At 61.4% G+C, this 21016-nt stretch carries 17 protein-coding genes and 1 riboswitch; of the genes, 4 read left to right on the forward strand and 13 right to left on the reverse strand.

The features are described 5' to 3' along the window. The 12 genes from PTZ19_RS18600 to purE form a co-directional block, all read right to left on the reverse strand. The gene (locus PTZ19_RS18600; protein ID WP_276356618.1) at positions 1-759 is read right to left on the reverse strand and encodes an IMP cyclohydrolase; all 759 of its coding nucleotides are present in this window, start codon (positions 757-759) and stop codon (positions 1-3) included. Positions 760-781: 22 nt separating this feature from the next. Continuing rightward, positions 782-1963, reverse strand: a complete 1182-nt coding sequence (locus PTZ19_RS18605) for a phosphoribosylaminoimidazolecarboxamide formyltransferase (RefSeq protein ID WP_276356619.1) — start codon at positions 1961-1963, stop codon at positions 782-784. Positions 1964-2017: 54 nt separating this feature from the next. Continuing rightward, positions 2018-2623, reverse strand: a complete 606-nt coding sequence (purN, locus tag PTZ19_RS18610) for a phosphoribosylglycinamide formyltransferase (RefSeq protein WP_276356620.1) — start codon at positions 2621-2623, stop codon at positions 2018-2020. Then, on the reverse strand, positions 2620-3666 hold the full coding sequence (gene purM, locus PTZ19_RS18615) for a phosphoribosylformylglycinamidine cyclo-ligase (protein WP_276356622.1): 1047 nt from the start codon (positions 3664-3666) through the stop codon (positions 2620-2622). Before purM ends, purN begins: the two co-directional genes overlap by 4 nt. 41 nt (positions 3667-3707) lie before the next feature. After that, positions 3708-5225, reverse strand: coding sequence for an amidophosphoribosyltransferase (purF, locus tag PTZ19_RS18620; protein WP_276356623.1), 1518 nt, complete (start codon positions 5223-5225; stop codon positions 3708-3710). Next, complete coding sequence (gene purL, locus PTZ19_RS18625; RefSeq protein ID WP_276356624.1) at positions 5210-7453, reverse strand: phosphoribosylformylglycinamidine synthase subunit PurL; 2244 nt, start codon at positions 7451-7453, stop codon at positions 5210-5212. Before purL ends, purF begins: the two co-directional genes overlap by 16 nt. Next, on the reverse strand, positions 7431-8123 hold the full coding sequence (gene purQ, locus PTZ19_RS18630; RefSeq protein ID WP_276356625.1) for a phosphoribosylformylglycinamidine synthase subunit PurQ: 693 nt from the start codon (positions 8121-8123) through the stop codon (positions 7431-7433). Before purQ ends, purL begins: the two co-directional genes overlap by 23 nt. A gap of 7 nt (positions 8124-8130) precedes the next feature. Then, on the reverse strand, positions 8131-8373 hold the full coding sequence (gene purS / locus PTZ19_RS18635; protein WP_276356627.1) for a phosphoribosylformylglycinamidine synthase subunit PurS: 243 nt from the start codon (positions 8371-8373) through the stop codon (positions 8131-8133). 285 nt (positions 8374-8658) lie between these two features. Then, positions 8659-9558, reverse strand: a complete 900-nt coding sequence (locus tag PTZ19_RS18640) for a phosphoribosylaminoimidazolesuccinocarboxamide synthase (RefSeq protein ID WP_276356629.1) — start codon at positions 9556-9558, stop codon at positions 8659-8661. Between the two features lie 15 nt (positions 9559-9573). Next, a complete protein-coding gene (purB, locus tag PTZ19_RS18645; protein WP_276356630.1) occupies positions 9574-10869 on the reverse strand; it encodes an adenylosuccinate lyase in 1296 nt (431 codons plus the stop codon). Beyond that, positions 10866-12113, reverse strand: a complete 1248-nt coding sequence (gene purK, locus PTZ19_RS18650) for a 5-(carboxyamino)imidazole ribonucleotide synthase (protein WP_276356632.1) — start codon at positions 12111-12113, stop codon at positions 10866-10868. Before purK ends, purB begins: the two co-directional genes overlap by 4 nt. Next, entirely contained in the window at positions 12110-12592 is a 483-nt protein-coding gene (gene purE / locus PTZ19_RS18655) for a 5-(carboxyamino)imidazole ribonucleotide mutase (RefSeq protein WP_276356634.1), read from the reverse strand. Before purE ends, purK begins: the two co-directional genes overlap by 4 nt. A 187-nt stretch (positions 12593-12779) precedes the next feature. Further along, positions 12780-12879, reverse strand: a riboswitch (purine riboswitch). A gap of 271 nt (positions 12880-13150) precedes the next feature. Between purE and PTZ19_RS18660 the strand changes: the two genes are divergently transcribed. The 3 genes from PTZ19_RS18660 (at position 13151) to PTZ19_RS18670 (ending at position 15800) form a co-directional block, all read left to right on the forward strand. Continuing rightward, positions 13151-14548, forward strand: coding sequence for a sensor histidine kinase (locus PTZ19_RS18660; RefSeq protein WP_276356710.1), 1398 nt, complete (start codon positions 13151-13153; stop codon positions 14546-14548). A 16-nt stretch (positions 14549-14564) separates the two neighbouring features. Then, positions 14565-15251, forward strand: coding sequence for a response regulator transcription factor (locus PTZ19_RS18665; RefSeq protein WP_276356635.1), 687 nt, complete (start codon positions 14565-14567; stop codon positions 15249-15251). Between the two features lie 96 nt (positions 15252-15347). Further along, positions 15348-15800 carry a GNAT family N-acetyltransferase gene (locus tag PTZ19_RS18670; protein ID WP_276356636.1) on the forward strand — a complete coding sequence of 151 codons (453 nt, stop codon included), beginning with the start codon at positions 15348-15350 and terminating at the stop codon, positions 15798-15800. 24 nt (positions 15801-15824) lie between these two features. Here the strand turns inward: PTZ19_RS18670 and PTZ19_RS18675 are convergent, their stop codons facing one another. Further along, the gene (locus PTZ19_RS18675) at positions 15825-17237 is read right to left on the reverse strand and encodes a sensor histidine kinase (protein ID WP_276356638.1); all 1413 of its coding nucleotides are present in this window, start codon (positions 17235-17237) and stop codon (positions 15825-15827) included. A gap of 169 nt (positions 17238-17406) precedes the next feature. Between PTZ19_RS18675 and PTZ19_RS18680 the strand changes: the two genes are divergently transcribed. Further along, on the forward strand, positions 17407-21003 hold the full coding sequence (locus tag PTZ19_RS18680; protein ID WP_276356640.1) for an FG-GAP-like repeat-containing protein: 3597 nt from the start codon (positions 17407-17409) through the stop codon (positions 21001-21003). Positions 21004-21016: the final 13 nt, after the last annotated feature.

Below are 21016 nucleotides of genomic sequence, written 5' to 3' on the forward strand. Positions count from 1 at the left end.
TCAGGCCCCTCCTTCGGCGTCTTTGTTGAGGACCGTAAGCGTCGTGGCGCCGTCCGAGACGCGGATCGTTTTGACGAGCAAGGAAATCTTGTTGTCCCCGTTCAGCAGGTCCCAATAAAACCGGGCGGTCTCCCCGGCATCGTCGAACAGGGGCGCGAGTTGAGGCTCTCCCGCGAACGAAGGCAGCGGGTTGCCGTCTCCTACGTACGTCGAGATGAAGTGGCCGTACCCGGCGATCGCTTTTTCGTAGTGGAAAAATTGGCGTTTCGTTTGCGACTCGTCGTTCTCGTTCGATTTCAGGATCGACAGCTTATAGGCGTTCTGCCGGTCGTTCAGGTCGACGAGCCCCGAGATCCGCGGCGTGAAATTCGGCGGGTCCGGCTCGTACGTGCGGGTCGCCAGCGCCTGCTCGAACGTGCCGCCCGAACGCAGCGCATCCCAGATCGTGTCGGTCTGGTCGCCGTTGGTGACGATATGCGCGCCGCCTTCGTGCCGCAGCGGATAGTAGATGATCAGCGAAGGGTCGGACAGTTTCGCCGGATCGCGCGCCTCGGTGCGGAGGAATCCGTTCTCCTCCGGCACGAACACGCGGTTGCGGCTGTTCTCGCTGCGCCCCATGATCCAGTATACTTGCACGTACCTCGTCGCATCCGGCGTCAAGCCGATGATGATGCCGCGGCCGGGATACGCGTTCTCCTTCAATTGCCGGACGGTCTTGTCCGCCAGCTCCTGCCACTTGACCGACGTGTTCGTCGTCATGTTCCGCCGTCGCCCCTTCCGTTTAATGGTGGAACAGGCGAACGCCCGAATACACCATGACCATGCCGTAGTCGTTCGCGGCTTTGACCACTTCTTCGTCCCGCAGCGAGCTGCCGGCCTGGATCACGTACTTGACGCCGCTGCGGCTCGCCCGGTCGAGATTGTCGCGGAACGGCAGGAACGCGTCGGAACCGTACGAGACGCCTTGCAGGCCCTTGAGCCATTCGCGCTTCTCGTCCCGCGTCAGGCGGGCCGGCACTTCATCGAAGCAGCGCTCCCAAGCGGCTTGCTCGACCGGCGTGACTTCCTCTTCCAGCCACAGGTCGATCGCGTTGTTCTGTTCGGCGCGCGACAGCCCTTCGCGGAATTTCATGTTCAGCGCGGCCGGATGCTGCCGCAAATACCAGCGGTCGGCTTTGTCGCCGGCCAGGCGCGTGCAGTGGATGCGCGACTGCTGGCCCGCGCCGATTCCGATCGTCTGGCCGTCCAGCGCGTAGCAGATCGAGTTCGACTGCGTGTATTTCAGCGTGATCAGCGCCACCAGCAGATCGCGCTTCGCGCTCTCCGGCAGCTCTTTGTTCTCCGTCACGACCTGGTCGAACACCGAAGCGTCCGGCACGGCGTTGTTGCGCTCCTGCTGCAGCTTCAAGCCGAACAGCGTGCGCGTCTCGATCGGGTCCGGCACGTATTCCGGATCGATTTGCAGCACGAGGTATTTGCCGCCCTTCTTCTGCTTCAGGATGTCGAGCGCCTCCGGCGTATAACCCGGCGCCACGACGAGGTCGGACACCTCGCGCTTCAGCAGCTGCGCCGTGGAAGCGTCTACGACGTCGCTGAGCGCGGCCGCGTCGCCGAAGGAGGACATGCGGTCGGCGCCGCGCGCGCGGGCGTAGGCGGTCGCCAGCGGCGACAGCTCCATTCCTTCCACGAAGTAAGCTTTCGCCAGTTCGGGCGTCATCGGCGCGTAAACGGCCGCGCCTGCCGGACTGACGTGCTTGAACGATGCCGCGGCCGGCAGCCCGGTCGCTTGGCGCAGCTCGCGCACGAGCTGGAACGCGTTCAGCGCGTCAAGCAGGTTGATGAAGCCGGGGTCGCCGTTCACGACGGTCAGCGGAAGCGCCTTGCCGTCCTCCGTGAACAGCTTCGCGGCCTTCTGGTGCGGGTTCATGCCGTATCGCAATTCGATTTCTTTACCATCGCTCATGAATCGTTCCTCGTCCTTTCTTGTTCCGCTTCCGAGCGGCAGGGATTCGTCGCCTTAGCGAATGCTTACTTGACGGCCGGTGAGCGTCACGCGCCCTTCCGCGATCCAGCGCACGACGCGCGGCAGCAGTTCATGCTCCGCCGCGTGGACGCGCGCCGCCAGCGTTTCCTCCGTGTCGTCCTGACAGACCTCGACCGCCTGCTGCGCGATGATCGGCCCCGTATCCATGCCGCCGTCCACGAAGTGAACGGTCGCGCCCGTGATTTTCACGCCGTATTCGAGCGCCTGCCGCACGCTGTGGATGCCGGGGAACGCCGGCAGCAGCGCGGGATGAAGATTGATCATCCGGCCGTAGTACGGCTCGACCAAAACCGGCGTGATCAGCCGCATGTAACCGGCCAGCACGATCCACTCGACGCCGCGTTTCCGCAGTTCCGCGAGAATGTCGTTTTCATAAGCCTCCCTCGACGGATAGGCTTTCGGATCGAACGTATAGGTGTCCACGCCGAACGCCTTGGCCCGCTCCAGCACGTAGGCCGAAGGCTTGTCGCAGACGACGAGCTCGATGCGGGCGGGGATGCCCTGGTCCCGGATCGCCTCGGCGACGGCCTGGAAGTTGCTCCCGCTGCCCGAGGCGAATACGGCGAGACGGACCGTCATGGCAGCTCCGTCCCTTCGAAGGTGACCATTTTCCGGCCCGCCGTGACGGTTCCGATCCGGTAGGCTTGCTCGCCCAGCTCCTTGGCGGCCGCGACGGCTTGCTCCGCCTGGTCGGCCGGCACGACGAGCACCATCCCGATGCCCATGTTGAACGTCGTATACATGTCGCGGTCGGAAATGCTTCCGTCCCTCTGCATCAGCCCGAAAATCGGCTGAACCGGCCAGGAGCCGCGCTGAATGTCCACGTTGACGCCCTCCGGGAGCACGCGCGGAATGTTCTCGATGAAGCCTCCGCCTGTAATGTGGGCCATCCCTTTGACCTGTACGGACTCCAGCAGTTTCAGTACCGGCTTGACGTAAATTTTGGTCGGTTCGAGCAGCGTCTCCCCGAGCGTGCGGCCTTCCAGCTCCGGCAGCTTGTCGACCAGCGAATAGCCTTTCTGCTCGAGCAGAAGACGACGGACGAGGGAGAACCCGTTCGAGTGAACGCCGCTCGAAGCGAAGCCGATTACCGCGTCTCCCGGGACGATGGCCGAACCGTCGACGATGCGCGGCTTGTCCACGATCCCGACGGTGAATCCGGCGATATCGTACTCCCCGTCCTGGTACATGCCGGGCATTTCCGCCGTTTCGCCGCCGATCAAGGCGCATCCGGCTTGGGCGCAGCCTTCGGCGACGCCGGCGACGATCGCCTCGATCTTCTCGGGCACGAGTTTGCCCGTCGCGAGGTAGTCGAGGAAGAACAGCGGTTCCGCCCCCGTTACCACGACGTCGTTCACGCACATGGCGACGGCGTCGATGCCGATCGTGTCGTGTTTGTCCATCTGGAACGCCAGCTTCAGCTTCGTGCCGACGCCGTCGGTCCCGGAGACGAGCACCGGATCCTCGTACTTGCTCTTGTCCAGCCCGAACAGCCCGCCGAACCCGCCGAGCCCGGTCAGCACCTCCGGCCGGAACGTGCGCTTCACGTGCTTCTTCATCCGTTCGACGGCCTCGTTGCCCGCGGCGATGTCGACGCCGGCCTGTTTGTACGCTTCGGACACTCCGTTCACTCCTCATTCTTCACTATAGGGGTTGGCGAAACTTAGTCGCAGCCGCAGCCGATCCGGGCGTCCTCGAACTCGACTTTCGTCGGATAGTCGTTGCTGAAGCAGCCGAGGCAAAGCCCGCGGTCCAGCTCGCCTTCATGTCCGCCGATCGATTCGATCAAGCCTTGCTTGCTCAGGAAGGCGAGAGAATCCGCGTTGATCGCCTGGCGGATCTCCTCGACGGTCTTGCTGCTCGCGATGAGATCCCGTCGGTCCGGGGTGTCGATCCCGTAAAAGCACGGGTTCGCGAACGGCGGCGAGGTAATGCGGACATGCACCTCGAGCGCCCCCGCCTCCCGCAGCAGGTTGACGATGCGCCGGGAGGTCGTGCCGCGCACGATCGAATCGTCGATCATGACGACCCGTTTGCCCTCCACCACTTTGCGGACGGCGGACAGCTTCATTTTCACGCCCCGCTCGCGCAGTTCCTGGGACGGCTGGATGAACGTGCGCCCCGTGTATTTGTTTTTGATCAGCCCGAGCTCGTACGGGATGCCCGTCTGCTCCGCGTACCCGATCGCCGCCGATATGCTCGAGTCCGGCACCCCGGTCACGACGTCGGCGTCCGTGAACGCTTCGACCGCCAGCTGCCGGCCCATCCGCTTGCGGGCCGCGTGCAGGTTGATCGCGTTGATGTCGCTGTCGGGACGGGCGAAGTAAATGTACTCCATCGCGCACACCGCGCGGCGCTCCAGCGCGGCGAACCGGTCCTCGCGCACGCCGTCTTTGTCCAGAATCAGCAACTCGCCGGGCTGCACGTCGCGCAGGTACGTCGCGCCGATCGTCTCGAACGCGCACGTCTCCGAAGCGAAAACGTGCCCGTCGCCCAACCGGCCCATCACGAGCGGCCGAAGGCCGTGCGGATCCGAGGCGACCAGCATCGTGTCGTTCGTCAGGATCAGGAACGCATAACCGCCGATGAGCTGCGCGAAGGCGTCCTTGACCGCCTCGACGAGGCCTTTGGACGACCGGGCGATCAAGTGGGCGATGACCTCGGTGTCGCTGGACGTTTGGAAAATGGAGCCTTGCGCTTCGAGCTCCCGCCGGATTTGCGGCGCGTTGACGATGTTGCCGTTGGTGGCGACCGCCAGATCGCCTCCGCGGTATTTGAACACGAGCGGCTGGGCGTTGGCCAGCTTGCTCTCGCCCGCGGTCGAGTACCGCACGTGCGCGATCGACCGGTCGCCGGTCAGCGAAGCGATTCGGCTCTCGTCGAACACTTCTTTGACGAGTCCCATTCCGCGATGGTAATGGAACTCGCCGTCATCGGAGGTGCAGATTCCGGCGCTTTCCTCGCCCCGGTGCTGCAGCGCGTGCAGGCCGTAATAGGACAGGGCCGCGGCGCCGGGATGGCCGAACACCCCGAAGACGCCGCACTCTTCCTTCAGTTTGTCGAAAATATCGTCGTGTCCGTTGCCTTCGTTGTAGTAGTCTCCCGTCCAGAGGCGCTGCACCGGTATCCCTCCATTCTGTCCATGGTCAGCGGGTGCGGCCGGATTTACTTCATCCGGCATGGGATGGCTTCCTTCCATTCGCGGCGCAATTCCTCCACCGGAGCGTCGATCGCCGTGTGGCCCGCGACCTTGATCGTCAGGCGGTCTCCGCCGACGGTGCCCAGGCGCGTTGCCGGCACGCCTTGCTCCTTGAGGAGCGCGGCCAGCTTCTCCGCCTTCTCCGGCTTCGCCGACAGCAGGATCCGCGATTGCGATTCGCTGAAAAGCGCGAGATCCGGGCGCAGGTTGGGCGTCCATTCGACGCTGGCCCCCAGGCCGCGTCCGAAACAGGACTCCGCCAGCGCCGCCGCCAGCCCGCCCTCGGAGAGGTCGTGCGCCGAAGCGACGAGGCCCGCGCGGATAGCGGCCAATACCGCTTGCTGCACGCCGCGCTCGACCGCCAGGTCGATCTCGGGCGGGCGCCCTTCGGTCACGCCGTGCACGGCGTACTGGAATTCGCTGCCGCCGATTTCCGCCTTCGTCTCGCCCAGAAGGAAAATGACGTCGCCTACTTCTTTGAAATTTTGCGTCGTGATATGGTCAAGGTCATGCACCAGGCCGACCATGCCGACGACCGGCGTCGGGTAGATCGCGCCTTTCACGTTCTCGTTGTACAGCGAAACGTTGCCGCCGATGACCGGCGTGTCCAGCACGCGGCAGGCTTCGGACATCCCGTCGACCGCCCTCTCCATCTGCCAGAAAACTTCCGGTTTCTCGGGGCTGCCGAAGTTCAGGTTGTCGGTGATCGCCAGCGGTTCGCCGCCGGAGCAGACGATGTTGCGGGCGGCTTCCGCTACCGCGATTTTGCCGCCGACCTCGGGATCGAGATAGACGTAACGGCCGTTGCAGTCCGTCGTCATCGCCAGCGCCTTGCGGGTGCCGCGGACCATGACCACCGCGGCGTCCGAACCCGGCACGACCGCCGTCGAAGTGCGCACTTGGTAGTCGTATTGGCTGTACACCCACTCTTTGCTCGCCAGCGAAGGAGAGCCGAGCACCTTTTTCAAAGCGCCGGTCAGATCCAGCACCTGCTCGTAGCGGGTCGTGTCGACAGAACCGTTCTGCAGGTAATATTCCGGCACCTTGGACGGTTTGTCGTAGATCGGGCAATCGTCGACGAGCGCCTTGACCGGCATGTCGGCGACTTGCTCGCCTTTATGGAAAAGGCGCAGGCGTCCGTCGTCGGTCACTTTGCCGACTTTGGCGCAATGCAGGCCCCAGCGCGCGAAAATCGCTTTCGCTTGCTCCTCGTGCTGCGGCTCGGTGACGAACAGCATGCGCTCCTGCGACTCGGACAGCATCATTTCGTAGGCGGTCATGCCTTCTTCGCGCTGCGGCACCTCGTCGAGGTACAACTCCATGCCGTTGCCGGCCTTGCTCGCCATCTCCGCGCTGGAGCAGGTGAGCCCCGCGGCGCCCATGTCCTGGATGCCGAGCACGATGCCGGAATCGATCAGCTCGAGCGTCGCTTCCATGACCAGCTTCTCCATGAACGGATCGCCGACTTGGACGGCGGAACGCTTCGCTTCGGATTCGGCGGTCAGGTCCTCGGAAGCGAAAGTCGCGCCGTGGATGCCGTCGCGGCCGGTGGCCGGCCCGACGTAGAAGACGGGGTTGCCGACGCCTTTGGCGACGCCGCGCTGGATTTTGTCGTGGTCGATGAGGCCTACGCACATCGCGTTGACGAGCGGGTTGCCCTCGTACGCTTCATCGAACATGACTTCACCCGCCACCGTCGGAATGCCGATGCAGTTGCCGTAGCCGGCAATGCCGCCGACGACGTGGGTGAACAGGTAGCGCACGCGCTCGTTGTCGAGCTTGCCGAATCGCAGCGAGTTGAGCAGCGCGATCGGACGGGCGCCCATGGAGAAAATGTCCCGGATGATCCCGCCCACCCCCGTGGCCGCGCCTTGATACGGCTCGACGGCGGACGGGTGGTTGTGGGATTCGATTTTGAACGCGACGGCCTGGTTGTCGCCGATGTCCACGATGCCGGCGCCTTCGCCAGGGCCCATGAGCACCTTCGGGCCGGTCGTCGGGAAACGCCTCAGGAGCGGCTTGGAGTTCTTGTACGCGCAATGCTCGGACCACATGACGCTGAACACGCCGATTTCCGTATAGTTGGGCTTGCGTCCGAGAAACTCGCAAATGAGCTCGAACTCGCTGTCGGATACGCCGAACTGCTTGTAGATTTTCTGCTCCGCGATCTGTTCGACCGTCGGTTCCTTAGCGGCCAATTGCTGCGCCATGGCGTTCCCTCCAAGCGTTGAGTACTGACGTGAACATGCGCGCGCCGTCCTTCGAGCCGAGCAGCTCGCTGACCGCCCGCTCGGGGTGCGGCATCATGCCGACGACGTTGCCGCGCTCGTTGCAGACGCCGGCGATGTTGTGGATCGAACCGTTCGGATTTTCGCCCGCGTAACGGAACACGATTTGATTATTCTTTTTCAGCTGCTCGAGCGTTTCGGCGTCTACGTAATAGTTGCCTTCGCCGTGGGCGATCGGGATGCGGACGGATTCCCCTTGGGCATAGGCGTTCGTGAAAGCCGTTCGGGCGTTCTCGACGACGAGGTCGACCGGATGGCAGCGGAACTTCAGGCTGTTGTTGCGGATCAGCGCGCCGGGCAAGAGGCCCGCTTCCGTGAGGATCTGGAAGCCGTTGCAGACGCCGAGCACGAATTTGCCGGCTTCCGCCGCTTTGTACACCTCGGCCATGACGGGTGCGAACCGGGCGATGGACCCGCATCGCAAATAGTCGCCGTAGGAGAATCCGCCGGGGACGAGGATGGCGTCGTAAGCCGACAGGTCGGTGGCCGTGTGCCAGACGTAGTCGACGTCTTGGCCGACCGTGTCTTGCACCGCGTGGAACATGTCAAGGTCGCAGTTGGAGCCGGGAAACACGAGTACTGCGAATTTCATGCGCGCCTCAGCCCTCCAATTCGAATCGATAATCTTCCACGACGGTGTTCGCCAGCAGCTTCTCGCACATCGATTTCAACTGTTCTTCCGCTTGGGCCCGGTCGGACGTGTCCAGCTCGACTTCCATGAATTTTCCGATGCGGACCTTGGAGACCTCGCCGAAGCCCAGCGTGTGCAGCGCGCCTTGCACGGCGTTGCCTTGGGGGTCGAGCACGTTTTCCTTGATCGTCACGTAAACCTTGGCTTTCATCGTTATCCTCCTATAATCGGGAGTTTGACGAAGTCAAACTCTCTCCGTTTTGGGAGATTGACGGGGTCAATCCCTCACCGTATGGGCTGATGCCCTTCGGCCTGCGCCGTAGTCAACCTGACGGAATCGTCCTGCGGCATCCGATTCCCATTCTCCTGAGCGAAGGGGATATCCCCGTCAGTCAGGTAAACGGGAAACGTGTGCCGCTTTCTCCTGAGCGAAGGGGATATCCCGCTCAGTCAGGAAAAAGCGTAATGCCCATGCGTGTAAGCTCAGCGATCGTTCTCAATCCAGGCTCTCGCCCGTCAACCGGCGATAAATGTCCTTGTAGCGAGCCGAGGTGGCTTCCACGACCGCGTCCGGGAGACGAGGCGGCGGGCTGTTCTTATCCCAATCGGAATGAAGCAAATAAGTGCGGACGGGTTCTTTGTCCATGCTGTCGATCTCGATGTCGAGCTCGTACTTCTCCTCCGCCCAGAATCGCGAGGAATCCGGCGTGAACAGCTCGTCGATCAGGATGACTTTGCCGTCCAGCACTCCGAATTCGAATTTGCAGTCCGCCAGCAGGATGCCGCGGACGGCGCAAAAGTCGCGTCCCGCTTCGTACAAGCGAAGGCTGCGTTCCCGCAGCTCTTCGGCCAGCCCGCTTCCGACGCGGCGGGCCATCTCCTCGAACGGGATGTCCTCGTCGTGCCCGACGTCGTTTTTGCCCGCCGGCGTAAAGATCGGCTCCTCCAGCTTACTGTTCTTCCGTAAACCTTCCGGCAGCCGGATGCCGTTCACTTCGCCGCTCGCCTGGTACTGCCGCCAGCCGCCGCCCGTGATGTACCCGCGGACGACGCACTCGATGTCGATACGCTTCGCCTTGCGGCACGCCATGATGCGGCCTTCCAGCTTGTCCGGTTCCTTCGCGACCGCGCCAAGCCGCTTTACGTCCGTATGCACGACGTGATTCGGCTGAAGGCCCGCCGTCCGTTCGAACCAGAACGCGCTCAGCCCGTTCAGCACCTGCCCTTTGCCGGGTACCGGCGGATCCAGCACGTAGTCGAACGCGCTGATCCGGTCGGTGACGACGATGAGCAGCTCCTCGCCCAGGTCGTACAGCTCCCGGACCTTGCCTTTATGAATCAGCGGAGCGTCGATGAGACCTTCCGCGGTGGACAATGCTTCCGTGATATTCGGCAACGCGGCCGCCCCCTCTTATTTCAATCCGAGCCGTTCGAAAATGGTGTCCACGTGCTTGAGATGCCAGGAAGGATCGAAGCAGTCCGCGATCTCTTCCGCGCTCAGCCGCGACGTGATCTCCGGCGTCGATTCCACGATGGAGCGGAAATCCCTCTGTTCCTCCCATGCCTGCATGGCCCGGGGCTGTACGGTGTCGTACGCCTGCTCGCGGCTGAATCCTTTGTCGATCAGCTTCGTCATGACGCGGCCGGAAAACGGCACGTTGTAGGTGCTGCGCATGTTGCGCTTCATGTTCTCGGGGAACACGGTCAAGTTTTTCACGATGTTGCCGAAACGGTTCAGCATGTAGTTCAGCAGCATGGTGGCGTCCGGCAAAATGACCCGTTCGGCGGAGGAATGCGAAATGTCGCGTTCATGCCAGAGCGTTACGTTCTCGTAGGCCGTCAGCATGTGGCCCCGGATGACGCGGGACAAGCCGCTCATGTTCTCGCAGCCGATCGGATTGCGCTTGTGCGGCATCGCCGACGAGCCTTTCTGGCCTTTGGCGAACGGCTCCTCGACCTCGCGGAACTCGCTCTTCTGCAGGCCGCGGATTTCCGTCGCGAACTTGTCGATCGACGTGGCGATCAGCGCCAGCGTCGCCATGTATTCCGCGTGGCGGTCGCGCTGCAGCGTCTGCGTCGAGATCGGGGCGGGCGAGATGCCCAGCTTTTTGCACACGAACTGTTCCACGAATGGATCGATGTTCGCGTACGTGCCGACCGCGCCGGACATTTTGCCGAACTCGACGCCCCGCGCCGCATGATCGAACCGCTCCAAATTTCGTTTCATTTCTTCGTGCCACAACGCCAGCTTCAGTCCGAAGGTCGTCGGTTCGGCGTGCACGCCGTGCGTACGGCCCATCATTTGCGTGTCTTTATAGCGAATCGCCTGCTCCCGCAGGATGGCGATGAAGTTTTCGAGGTCTTTGCGCAAAATCGCGTTGGCTTGCTTGAGCAAATAGCCCATCGCCGTGTCCACGACGTCGGTCGAGGTGAGCCCGTAGTGCACCCATTTGCGTTCCGGCCCGAGGCTTTCGGATACCGCCCGCGTAAAGGCGATGACGTCGTGGCGCGTCTCCTGTTCGATCTCGTAAATCCGGTCGATGTCGAACCCCGCGTTCTTGCGCAGCTCCACGGTGTCTTCCTTCGGAATGTGCCCCAGCTCGGCCCAAGCCTCGCAGGCGCACAACTCCACTTCCAGCCAGGCTTGAAACTTGTTCTGCTCGGTCCAAACGGCCCGCATTTCCGGGCGGCTGTATCGCTCGATCATGCCTTGTCATTCCTCCAAATCTCCGATTGTTCGACCCATGCCAGGGCGGCGCCGATCTGGGGCGCCAGCACGTTGACGTGTCCCATTTTGCGGCCCGGCTTCGCCTCCGCTTTGCCGTACAGATGCACCTTCGGTTCGACGCCCAGCTTTTCCGCTTCCAGATCGCAGGCGGGGAGCCACTCCATCAGCTTCTCCATGTGCTGGCCCAGCACGTTCACCATGACGACGGGCGTCAGCAGCGAAGTGTCGCCGAGCGGCAAATCGCAGATCGCCCGGATATGCTGCTCGAATTGGGAAGTGCGGCAGGCGTCGAGCGTATAATGGCCCGAATTGTGGGGGCGCGGCGCCAGCTCGTTCACGTACAGCGTGCCGTCGGCGCCCAGGAACATCTCGACCGCGATCAGCCCGACGACCCCCAGCGATTCCGCGATGGAAACGGCGAGGCTCTCCGCTTCGACCCTGATCTTATCCGGTACGCGGGCCGGCACGATGGACAGGTGCAAAATGTTGTTCACGTGCACGTTCTCCGCCGGAGGGAACGTCGTCACGCCGCCCGAAGGACGCCGGGCCGCGATGACGGACAGCTCTTTGGAGAAGGAGATGAACTTCTCCAGCACCAGCTCCGTGCCCGCCCGGGACGCTTCGCTCCAAGCCGGCTCGAGTTCGGCTTCCGCGCGCAGCACCCATTGGCCTTTGCCGTCGTAGCCGCCCGTCGCCGTCTTGAGCACCGCCGGCAGCCCAAGGCGGGCGGCCGCTTCGCGGAGCTCTTGCAGGCTGCCGATTTCGGCGTACGGCGCTACCCGCGCGCCCGCGGCCTCGAGGGCCCGCTTCTCGCGGAGCCGGTGCTGCGTGGTGTACAGCAGCGCGCTTCCTTGCGGCACGTACGACTCCGATTCCAGCATCGCCGCCACGTCGGCGTCCACGTTCTCGAACTCGTACGTGATCACGTCCGACCGGCGGGCCAGCTCGCGGGCCGCTTCCCGGTCCGAGTACGCCGCGACGATCTGACTGGCCGTCTGGCCGCAAGGCGAATCCGGCGTCGGATCCAGCGCGACGAAACGGTAGCCCATGCGGCTTCCGGCATGCGCGAGCATCCGTCCCAGCTGCCCGCCGCCCAACACGCCGATCGTGGCTCCGGGCAGGATCCTCCGCGGGGGAAGCGTCGGCTCGCAGCCATCGACTCCGCACGCCGCGCCTTCCGGCGCGCCTCCCATCCAATCGTCCAGCCGTTTCAGTCCGCTCATGGCAGCTCTCCTTCCAGCACTTCCCGGGTGATCCGCTCCCTCCTGGCTTTCAGCCGTTCGCGAACCTGCGGATCGAACGCTCCCACGATTTGGGCGGCCAGCAGGCCGGCGTTCGTCGCGCCCGCCTGCCCGATCGCGACCGTCGCGACCGGGATCCCGCCGGGCATCTGCACGATCGAAAGCAAGGAGTCGAGGCCGTTCAGCGCCTTCGATTGCACCGGCACGCCGATGACGGGAAGCACGGTTTTGGCCGCGACCATGCCCGGCAAATGCGCCGCGCCGCCGGCGCCCGCGACGATGACCTTGAGTCCCCTGGACTCGGCCGTCTCCGCGTACTCGAACATGAGATCGGGCGTCCGGTGCGCGGAAACGACCTTTTTCTCATACGGCACGCCTAACTCTTCCAACACGTCGCAAGCTTTCTTCATCGTCTCCCAATCCGACGTGCTGCCCATGATGACGCCGACGAGCACCGACATGATTCCACACATCCCCCGTTAGTTAATGTGGCTGAATGCACCCGGATAAAGCAAAAAAAGGACGACGGGTATACTTTCATGTTACCCTATCGGCCCTTTTCTTCTCCATTTCGAGGCAATTCAGCCCAAGCGGCGACGACGAAAGAACGGATCCGCCGTCGATTCGGGGATCCGCGCCTTCCGATTTGCCGAGGGCGATTTGCCGCGTAGTCCGGAAATTCCGGTTTCCGGGTAGAGACACTCGGGCCGATTCCCGAGTATATACGCGTTTCCCGCTTGATTCCGTTCGAACGAATAATGGCACTTTAGACGCTCTTAAGTGTACCTTATACCTATAGGAATGTCAATCAAAGACGAACGCTTTTAGGCTTAAAAAATACAAATGTTCGGATTTAGATGAATCCGCTAAGCCGCTGCAATTTGCCCGAAGCCGTGTCGATAATAACGGTAGCTGCTTTCTAAGCGACAGCAACCGACATTTTCATTCTCTCTTCTATAGTACAATGGATTTATCCAATCGCCGAACATCGGCATCCGGGGTGTTGCGGCTTGATCCTTATGTTTCTGTACATGATGATTATCGTAGCGAATTTCGTTCGCGACCGAAACGAACCCGTCAAATGGTTCATTTCGGTCTTGTCGGTTGGCTGCCTGGCGATCCTCGTCTCCTACATCCTGCCGGACGATATCCTGCCGGCCGTTTCGCCCTACCTGAGCCCGCGGACGGTCGAATTCCTGCGCGGGTTAAAGCCGTTGTCCGACTTTGCCGGCTACACTTATACGCCATACGGCACCTTGATGTTCGCCATCACGTATTCGGGCCCGGTTGCCAGGCGGACGAAGCGAACGCTCGCGTTCGCGCTGCTCGCTCCGATCGTCTATATGCTGTTCACGACGCCTCTTACCGTCGAGGACGGCATGAATTACGCCTTTTTCGGCTCATGGGCGCTGCTGTATCATATGGTTTCCGCCTATTTCCTGGTGCGCGCGACGGTGAACGAACCTTCCAAAGCCAACCGCGTCCAGAAAATTCTCGTCACCTTCCTGATCTTATCGCCGGAATTTTTCAACATCCTGTTCAATATTTTCCCCCGCGCTTTCCACGCAAGCGGGAATTGGCGCGCTTTTTTCACCCCGTTCGCCGCGGCGGCTTTGGTTTTCACCGGGTACAGCGTCTACCGTTACGGGGTGTTCGGCATTCGCATCCGATTCGAGAAGCATGTATTCAATAACACGTTCGAAGCGTTGGCCCGCAACAGGGGCGCCATGAACCACCTCATGAAAAACCGGTTGACCAACATGACGATTCTCGCGCGGAAGGTCAAGGAGGAAGCGGCGAATCCGGACCGTCCGAACATCGTTCGCGACTTGGATTTGATGGTGGAAGAAATGGACCGTTTGAACCGGATGATCGCGCGCATGCAGAAGCAGTTGGAAGAAGTCACCCTCGACAAAAAGCCGAACCGGCTGGCGGACGTCATCGAGCTGGCGATCCGGTCCAACGACGGGTTCATTCACAGCAAAGGGGTAACGGTGCGTTTCGAGGAGTCGGCCGATTTGACGCTGCCATGCGATTCCTTGCACTTGCAAGAAGCGCTGGGCAACATGATCCGCAACGCGATCGAGGCGATGAAGCCGGGAGAGGGCGTCCTCACGATCCGCATCGTGAAGAAAACCAGGTCCGTCGACCTTTTGCTGAAAGATAACGGCACCGGGATCGCGAAGAAAGAACAGGCCCGCATTTTCGATCCCTTCTATTCGACCAAGCATGGAGAGCATAATTTCGGGCTGGGCCTGCCCTACGCCAGAATGGTCGCGCAGAAGCACGGCGGGGATCTGCTGGTGAACAGCGAAGAAGGGCAAGGCACGGAATTCACGTTGAGGCTTCCGCTGGATACGGCGCGGTGGAACGGGAAATTCGCAAGCAAGCGGGCTCTGCGCCAAACGCAGGGTTAGGAGGGGCTCATCCGGAATGGAAACGAAGCATAACATCCGCGTATTCGTCTGCGAAGACGATAAGGTCTATACGCGCCTGCTATTGGAGCGCCTGGGCAAGGAGCCCGATCTCGAACTCGCCGGCACCGCCGTCAGCCGGGAGACGCTGGCGCATGCGGCCGAATCCGCGGCGTTCGACGTGCTGCTGCTCGATCTGAATTTGGCCGACAAGCAGATGGAGGGACTGGAAATCGCGCTCGATTTCCGCAACCGCTATCCCGGGCTCAAGGTCATCGTCCTTTCCTCCATCGAGGACGAGGAGATTGTCTCCCACATGCTCGGATTCGGCGGCGTCGCGAATTACATCACCAAAGAGTTCCTGGACGATATCCCCGCCTCCGTTCGGTCGGCCTACTTCGGCCGTTCCGGCATCCACCACTCCGCCGCCCCGAAGGTGCTGAGCGTGCTCGGCGCGCAGCAGCAGCAGGAATTGAAAAAAAAGATCTCGCCGAAACAGCTTCAAATTCTGAAGCTGCTCGACTCCGGTTACAACCGTCGGGAAATATCCGACATGCTGTTTTACAGCGAATATACGATCAATAACGAGCTGTGCAAAGTGTCTTCGGCGCTGAAAGGGAAGTTTCCGTATCTGGAGTGGCTGCGGCTGAAGAAGCACAACTCCAAGGAAATTCTGGAGCTCGCCAAGCAGCTTCATCTGATTTGACGATGGAAAGCGAACTACCTGCGAATTCGAGTAGTTTTCCGTTTCCCCTTCTCTGCTATGATCGGCTTTGACCGAACACCGCAAGGAGGGGATTCCTTGAAAATCGTACAAGCGGCCGCAGGCGACACGGAGGAGATCCTCTCGGTTCAAGCTCGCCATTTCGCTTGCGAACCGGGATTGTCGGCGATTCAGAGTATGGAGAACGCGTGGTCCATCGAGCATAGCCTGAAAACGCGCATCTGGCTGAAAGCCGAACGGCGCGGCGGTATCGCCGGAGTGGTGAGAGGGCAGGATCGCGGCCGGATCGTTTACGTCGACGCCTTATGGGTGCCGGATTTCGCGCGCCGAACGGAACTGTGCGTGCTCCTGCTCGGGGAGCTGGAGGGCCGGTTTCCGAACCGCGCGACGTTCCACGTGCGAGCGGCGCATAGGAACGCGAAATGCTTCGACGTGTACAAGAAGGCGGGTTACGAGGCGTTCTACGAAGAGCGGAAAGAGAACGGCATCCTGCTGAGGCTGTACGAAAAGCGCCTGATCGCTCCCCCATGACCTTACTCGGGATTCAATCCCATCTCAAATCGTGCGGGCGGCGTTCCGGCTCTCCCTCTCCTGTATTCGAAGCTCGCTTACGATCCGCCGCGGCGGAAATAAAATCCGTACGGCCGTCCCTTCGCCGGGGCGGCTGGAGATTTGCAGCGAACCGTTATGCTTTTCGACAACCAAATAGCAGTATGTAAGGCCGAGACCGAAATTATCGGATCGGTCTTTCGTCGTATAGAAGGGCTCCATGATTTTGCCGAGCTGCTCTGCCGCGATTCCCGCCCCGTTGTCCCGAACCTCCAGCGCCATGCCTTTGCCTGCCGGCTCGGCCGCGATGCGGATTTCCCCGCCCTTCTCCGGCAGCGCGTCCAGCGCGTTATGGAGCAGGTTGACGATCGTCTCGCGCAGATGCGAGCGGTCGCCGAATATCGCCGCGTCGTCCGGCATCTCCATGCGAACGTTCGCCTTCTTCTCGCTGCGGTACAGCGCGCAAGCGTTAACCGCGTCTTGAACGATTTCGCCCAAGCGGCAAACTTGTTCGTTTAACAGAATCGATTCGGTGCGTTGTTGGATGTGCAGGATCGTCTCCAATACCCGCCGCGTTTCCGCATGAATCTGCGCCACGTCTTCCCGGACGGTGCCGTTGGCCGCCATGCCCGGCTGCTCGAGAATCTGCTTGGCCAGCAGGTCGATGTTCGTCAGCCGGTTTTTGATCGAATGGTGCAGCAGCGCCGTACCGCTCGTCACGGACCGGAACGTGCTCATCACGACTTGCCGCTCCAGCCTGAGCTTGATGCCGAGAATCCCCGATCTGGAAATGACGACGAGGAACAGAACGAACGTTGCGATCACGATCAGCAGTATCGTATCCGACCATTCCGCCCAGTTTTCCACGATCTCGGAGGCGTAATGGAAAACGAGCAAGGCCAGAATGTTCGGAATGATGATGAGCGCTTCGGCGATTTTTTTGTTTTTCGGCCGGTTTTGCCGTTTTCCGAACGCGCCCGCCGTCATAAGCGCCGAGGATACGACCAGATAGAGCGGTGTCCAGGCGAGAAAGTACGGATCGTCCAGGTTCAGCGCGCCGCCGCGAAGCGAAAATACCGTGCACGCGGGAGGGAGAAGCAGCCAAAGCCCCATCCTCATGCGCGTTCGTTCCGAGAAGAAGCCGGAATAAGCGATGGCAGCCATAAGGAAGGCGTAAGGGATGCCGGTCTCCTGCACGAAAAACAAGATGAGCCGCCCGATCCGAACGGCCTCGGCCCCCGTGCTCCAGCCCCGATCCTTCATAAAGGGAAGAAGCTTGGTATGGATATATTCCGTCACCTCGAACAGACTGGCGCAGAACAAACAGACGGCGGACCACAACTTGACTTCGTCTTTCCGGTCTTTCATGAGAATGACCGCGAACAGCAGCTTCACGGAAAACACGGCTAATTTCGACATAGGCTTCCCCTTCATTCCGACCGGCGTCCAATTTTTTCCTGCGCTTATTTTACCATAGGAACTACCTGCATTTTCGAGAGGAACTACCTACATTTTCGAGTAGTTTTCTTTGCCTCCTTTCCTGCTATCATCGGTTTGAAATCGCAGCGGAAGGAGCTGAAAACATACAATGTTGCAAAAATGGAGGAAACGTCTGCGCATCTGGATAGGCGTCGGATTAGGCGCGTTGCTGCTCGTCGCGGCGCCGATGAATGTCTTCGCGTCGGGAGCGTTGTTTCACGGCGCGCCCCACGACCCGGCCGGCGCCGATCCGACCTCCGTCGCCATAGGCGACTTCAACGGGGACGGCAAGGCGGATTTGGCCGTGGCGAACGAAGGTGCGGGCAACGTTTCGATCCTGCTCGGGAACGGCGACGGAACTTATTTGCCGGCAACCGACTATGCCGTCGGCGGAATCGGTTCGTCGCCGAGTTCCGTGGCGACTGGGGACTTCAACGCAGACGGCGCAACGGACTTGGCCGTGGCCGACGCCGGATTGGACCAGGTATTCGTCCTGATCGGCAACGCGATTAACGGCCATGGGGACGGAACGTTCCTGCCGGCAGCCGGATATGGGGCGGGCGACATGCCCCAATACGCAGCCGTAGGAGACTTCAACGCAGACGGCGCTTCGGACTTGGCCGTCGCCAACGGCGCTTCGAACAACGTGTCGGTTTTATTGGGAAACGTGACAAGCGGAACGGCGGATGGGACATTCGGCAGCCAGACGGTTGTTAGCGCGGGCAGCTTCCCCCACGGAATCGCCGTCGGCGACTTCGACCATGACGGGTATGACGATCTAGCCGTCGCCAACACGGGCGATGCGATGGTCCTGTTGAACGATTACGCCAACACGGGCTCGTTCCAAGCGCCGGTCTCCTATTCCAACGGCGCTCCGGCAGCCTCGGTTGCGATTGCGGAGTTCAACGGAGACACCATCCCGGATTTGGCTCTCGTGAGCGTATTGGGCGTTACGATTTTCCCGGGCAATTCCGACGGTTCGTTCGATACCGTGAATAAAATCGACAACTGGACGGAAACCCCGCTTTGGGCGAACGCGGTCGGGGACTTTAATGGAGACGGAAGGCCGGATCTCGCCGTTACGAACAATTTCGACAACAGCGTAACCGTTCTGCTCGGCGACGGAGCAGGCGCATTCGCGACGGACAGAACGAACAATTATATCCTGAACGAGCAAGTGGATTCGCAGCCCCTTTCCGTAGCCTCGGGCGATCTCGATGGAGACGGGAAGGCCGATCTGGCCGTCGCCCACTATGGGACGGACGAGATCTCCACCTTGTTGGGGAATGGAGACGGAACTTTGCAAGCCCCCGTCTCGTACGGCCTATTCAACGGTCCGGCGGCCATCGCCTTCGCCGATTTCACCGGCGACGGCAACGCCGATTTGGCCGTGGCCAACAGCCACTCGCACAAGGTGTCTCTCCTGTGGGGCAACGGCGACGGGACCTTCCGACCCGGGGCGGAGTTGGCGCTGCTGGATTCCAGCGCTTATTTGTTATCGCTGGCCGTCGGCAATTTCGATCAGGACGCCGCGGGACATTGGGATCTGGCCGTCGGCTATAAAAACCCTTTTACGAGCGAGGGGTATGTCACGATCTTTCTCGGCAACGGAAACGGGACGTTTCAAAGCGAAAAAACGCCCGTATGGCTTGGAACTAACGTGGACCCGAACTCCCTTGCCGTCGTCGACTGGTTCAAAGGCGGGAGTCCGGAGATCGCCTACGTCGACTCCCTTAACCAATCCGTCAACTTCCTGAACTGGGACTCGGTCGCAGGCAATTATTTCGCATTCGGCTCTTATCCGACAGGTTCCAACCCAGGTCCCGTTATTGCCGGCGACTTCGATTCGGACGGCAATCCGGATCTAGCGGCAGCCAATAAGGGATCCGATAACGTAACGGTTCTGCTCGGAAAAGGGGATTCCAACTTGAAAAGCAGCGCCGACTTCCCCGCGGGAAACAATCCGGTATCCCTCGCCGCGAACGATTTCAATCAGGACGGCGTTCCGGATTTGGCCGTGGCCGACAGCGGATCGAAAGACGTCTCGATCTTGCTCGGCAACAAGACGAATGGAGCGGCGGACGGGTCGTTCACGCTGCAGCCCGCGGCTAATCCGGTCGGACCGGCAGGTTCTTATCCGGCATCCATCGCCGCAGCCGATTTCAATGGCGACGGGAACCCGGATGTCGCCGTCGCCAACTACAATGCCCTCCCGTTTCATGACGTGTCCGTCCTGCTGGGCAACGGCGACGGCACTTTCCAGGCCGCTGCCGACTACGGCTTCGGCCCGGCCAACGCCGCAGCCGATTCGAGTGCCGTTGCCGCCGCAGACCTGAACGGTGACGGAAAATCGGAGCTGGCCGTTGCCAACTTCGGTTTGGATCGCGTAGTCGTCTTGACGACGACATCGCATGGGGGGCTCCTGTCGTTTCCGTCGGCCGCCATCGGCGCCTATGAGAACAGCGGCAGCGCTACGGTCACGGTGATGCGCACCGGCAGCACGCAAGGGGCGATCACGGTGCAGTACGCCACTTACGATGGAACAGCGCACGCTGGCAACGACTATACGGCGACTGCCGGCACGCTATCTTTCGGTGACGGGCAGGCAAGTCAATCGTTCACGATTCCGCTGAACGACGATAACGTCTATCAAGGCAACCGGACGGTCAACATCCAACTGAGCCATCCGTCGTCCAACGCCGGGCTCGGCCTGCCGTCGGCAGCGGTGCTGACGATCCTGGACAACGAGACGCCTCCGAGTCCGACGAGTTCGGGAGGCTCTTACGGCCCTCCCGTAAATCCGGATCGTTTGCAGTTCCAATCGGACGCGTATCGTGCGAACAAGAGCAGCGGCAGCGCAACGGTAACCGTCGTCCGGAGCGGAGGCAGCCTAGGCACGGATAGCGTGCAATTCGCGACTGCGGACGGCACCGCCGTCGCCGGGACGGATTACACGGCTACGAGCGGCACGCTGACGTTCGGCAACGGGGAAACGAGCAAAACGTTCGAAATCCCCTTCAGCAAAACATCCGCGACCAAAGGCGACAAGACGGTGAATATCAAACTCACCAACGCCACAGGCGCGGAGATCGGTTCCCCCTCTTCGGCCGTGCTTACGATCGTGGACGATACGCCGGCATCTCCGGCTCCGGTCTGCAACGCCGATTTGACCGATATAGCCGGGCATTGGGCGGAAGCATCGATCCGTCTGGCGGTAAAGCAGGGGATCGTTTGCGGATATGAGGATCATTCGTTTAAACCGGACAGCGCCGTCACCAGAGCCGAATTTGCCGTGATTCTGGCCAAGGCGCTCAAGCTGGAGGGGGAGGGCGCGAATCTTCCTTTCACGGACCGGGAAACGATCGGAGATTGGGCGAAGCAGGCGGTGGCCCAAGCGGTGAAGGCGGGCATCATCGTCGGTTATAACGACGGCGCTTTCCGTCCCGGCGCTTCGATCTCCAGGGCCGAAATGGCGATGATGATCGCCAAGGCGCTCGGCATGCCGACCGAGTCGAAAGGCCCGGCGGGCTTTGCCGACGGCGAAGCCGTTCCGGAATGGGCGAAAGGCGCGGTAGAAGCTCTTCGCGTTCGAGGCATCTTAGCGGGCCGCAACGACAATCGGTTCGTCCCCGCCGGTCTCGCCACGCGGGCCGAAGCCGTAACCGTCATCTTGAAAATACTGGCCGAGCCGAAAGGGAACTCGTAAACATCGCAATGGC

The organism is Cohnella caldifontis, from assembly GCF_029360585.1.
GTDB classification, from domain to species: Bacteria; Bacillota; Bacilli; order Paenibacillales; family Paenibacillaceae; genus Cohnella; species Cohnella caldifontis.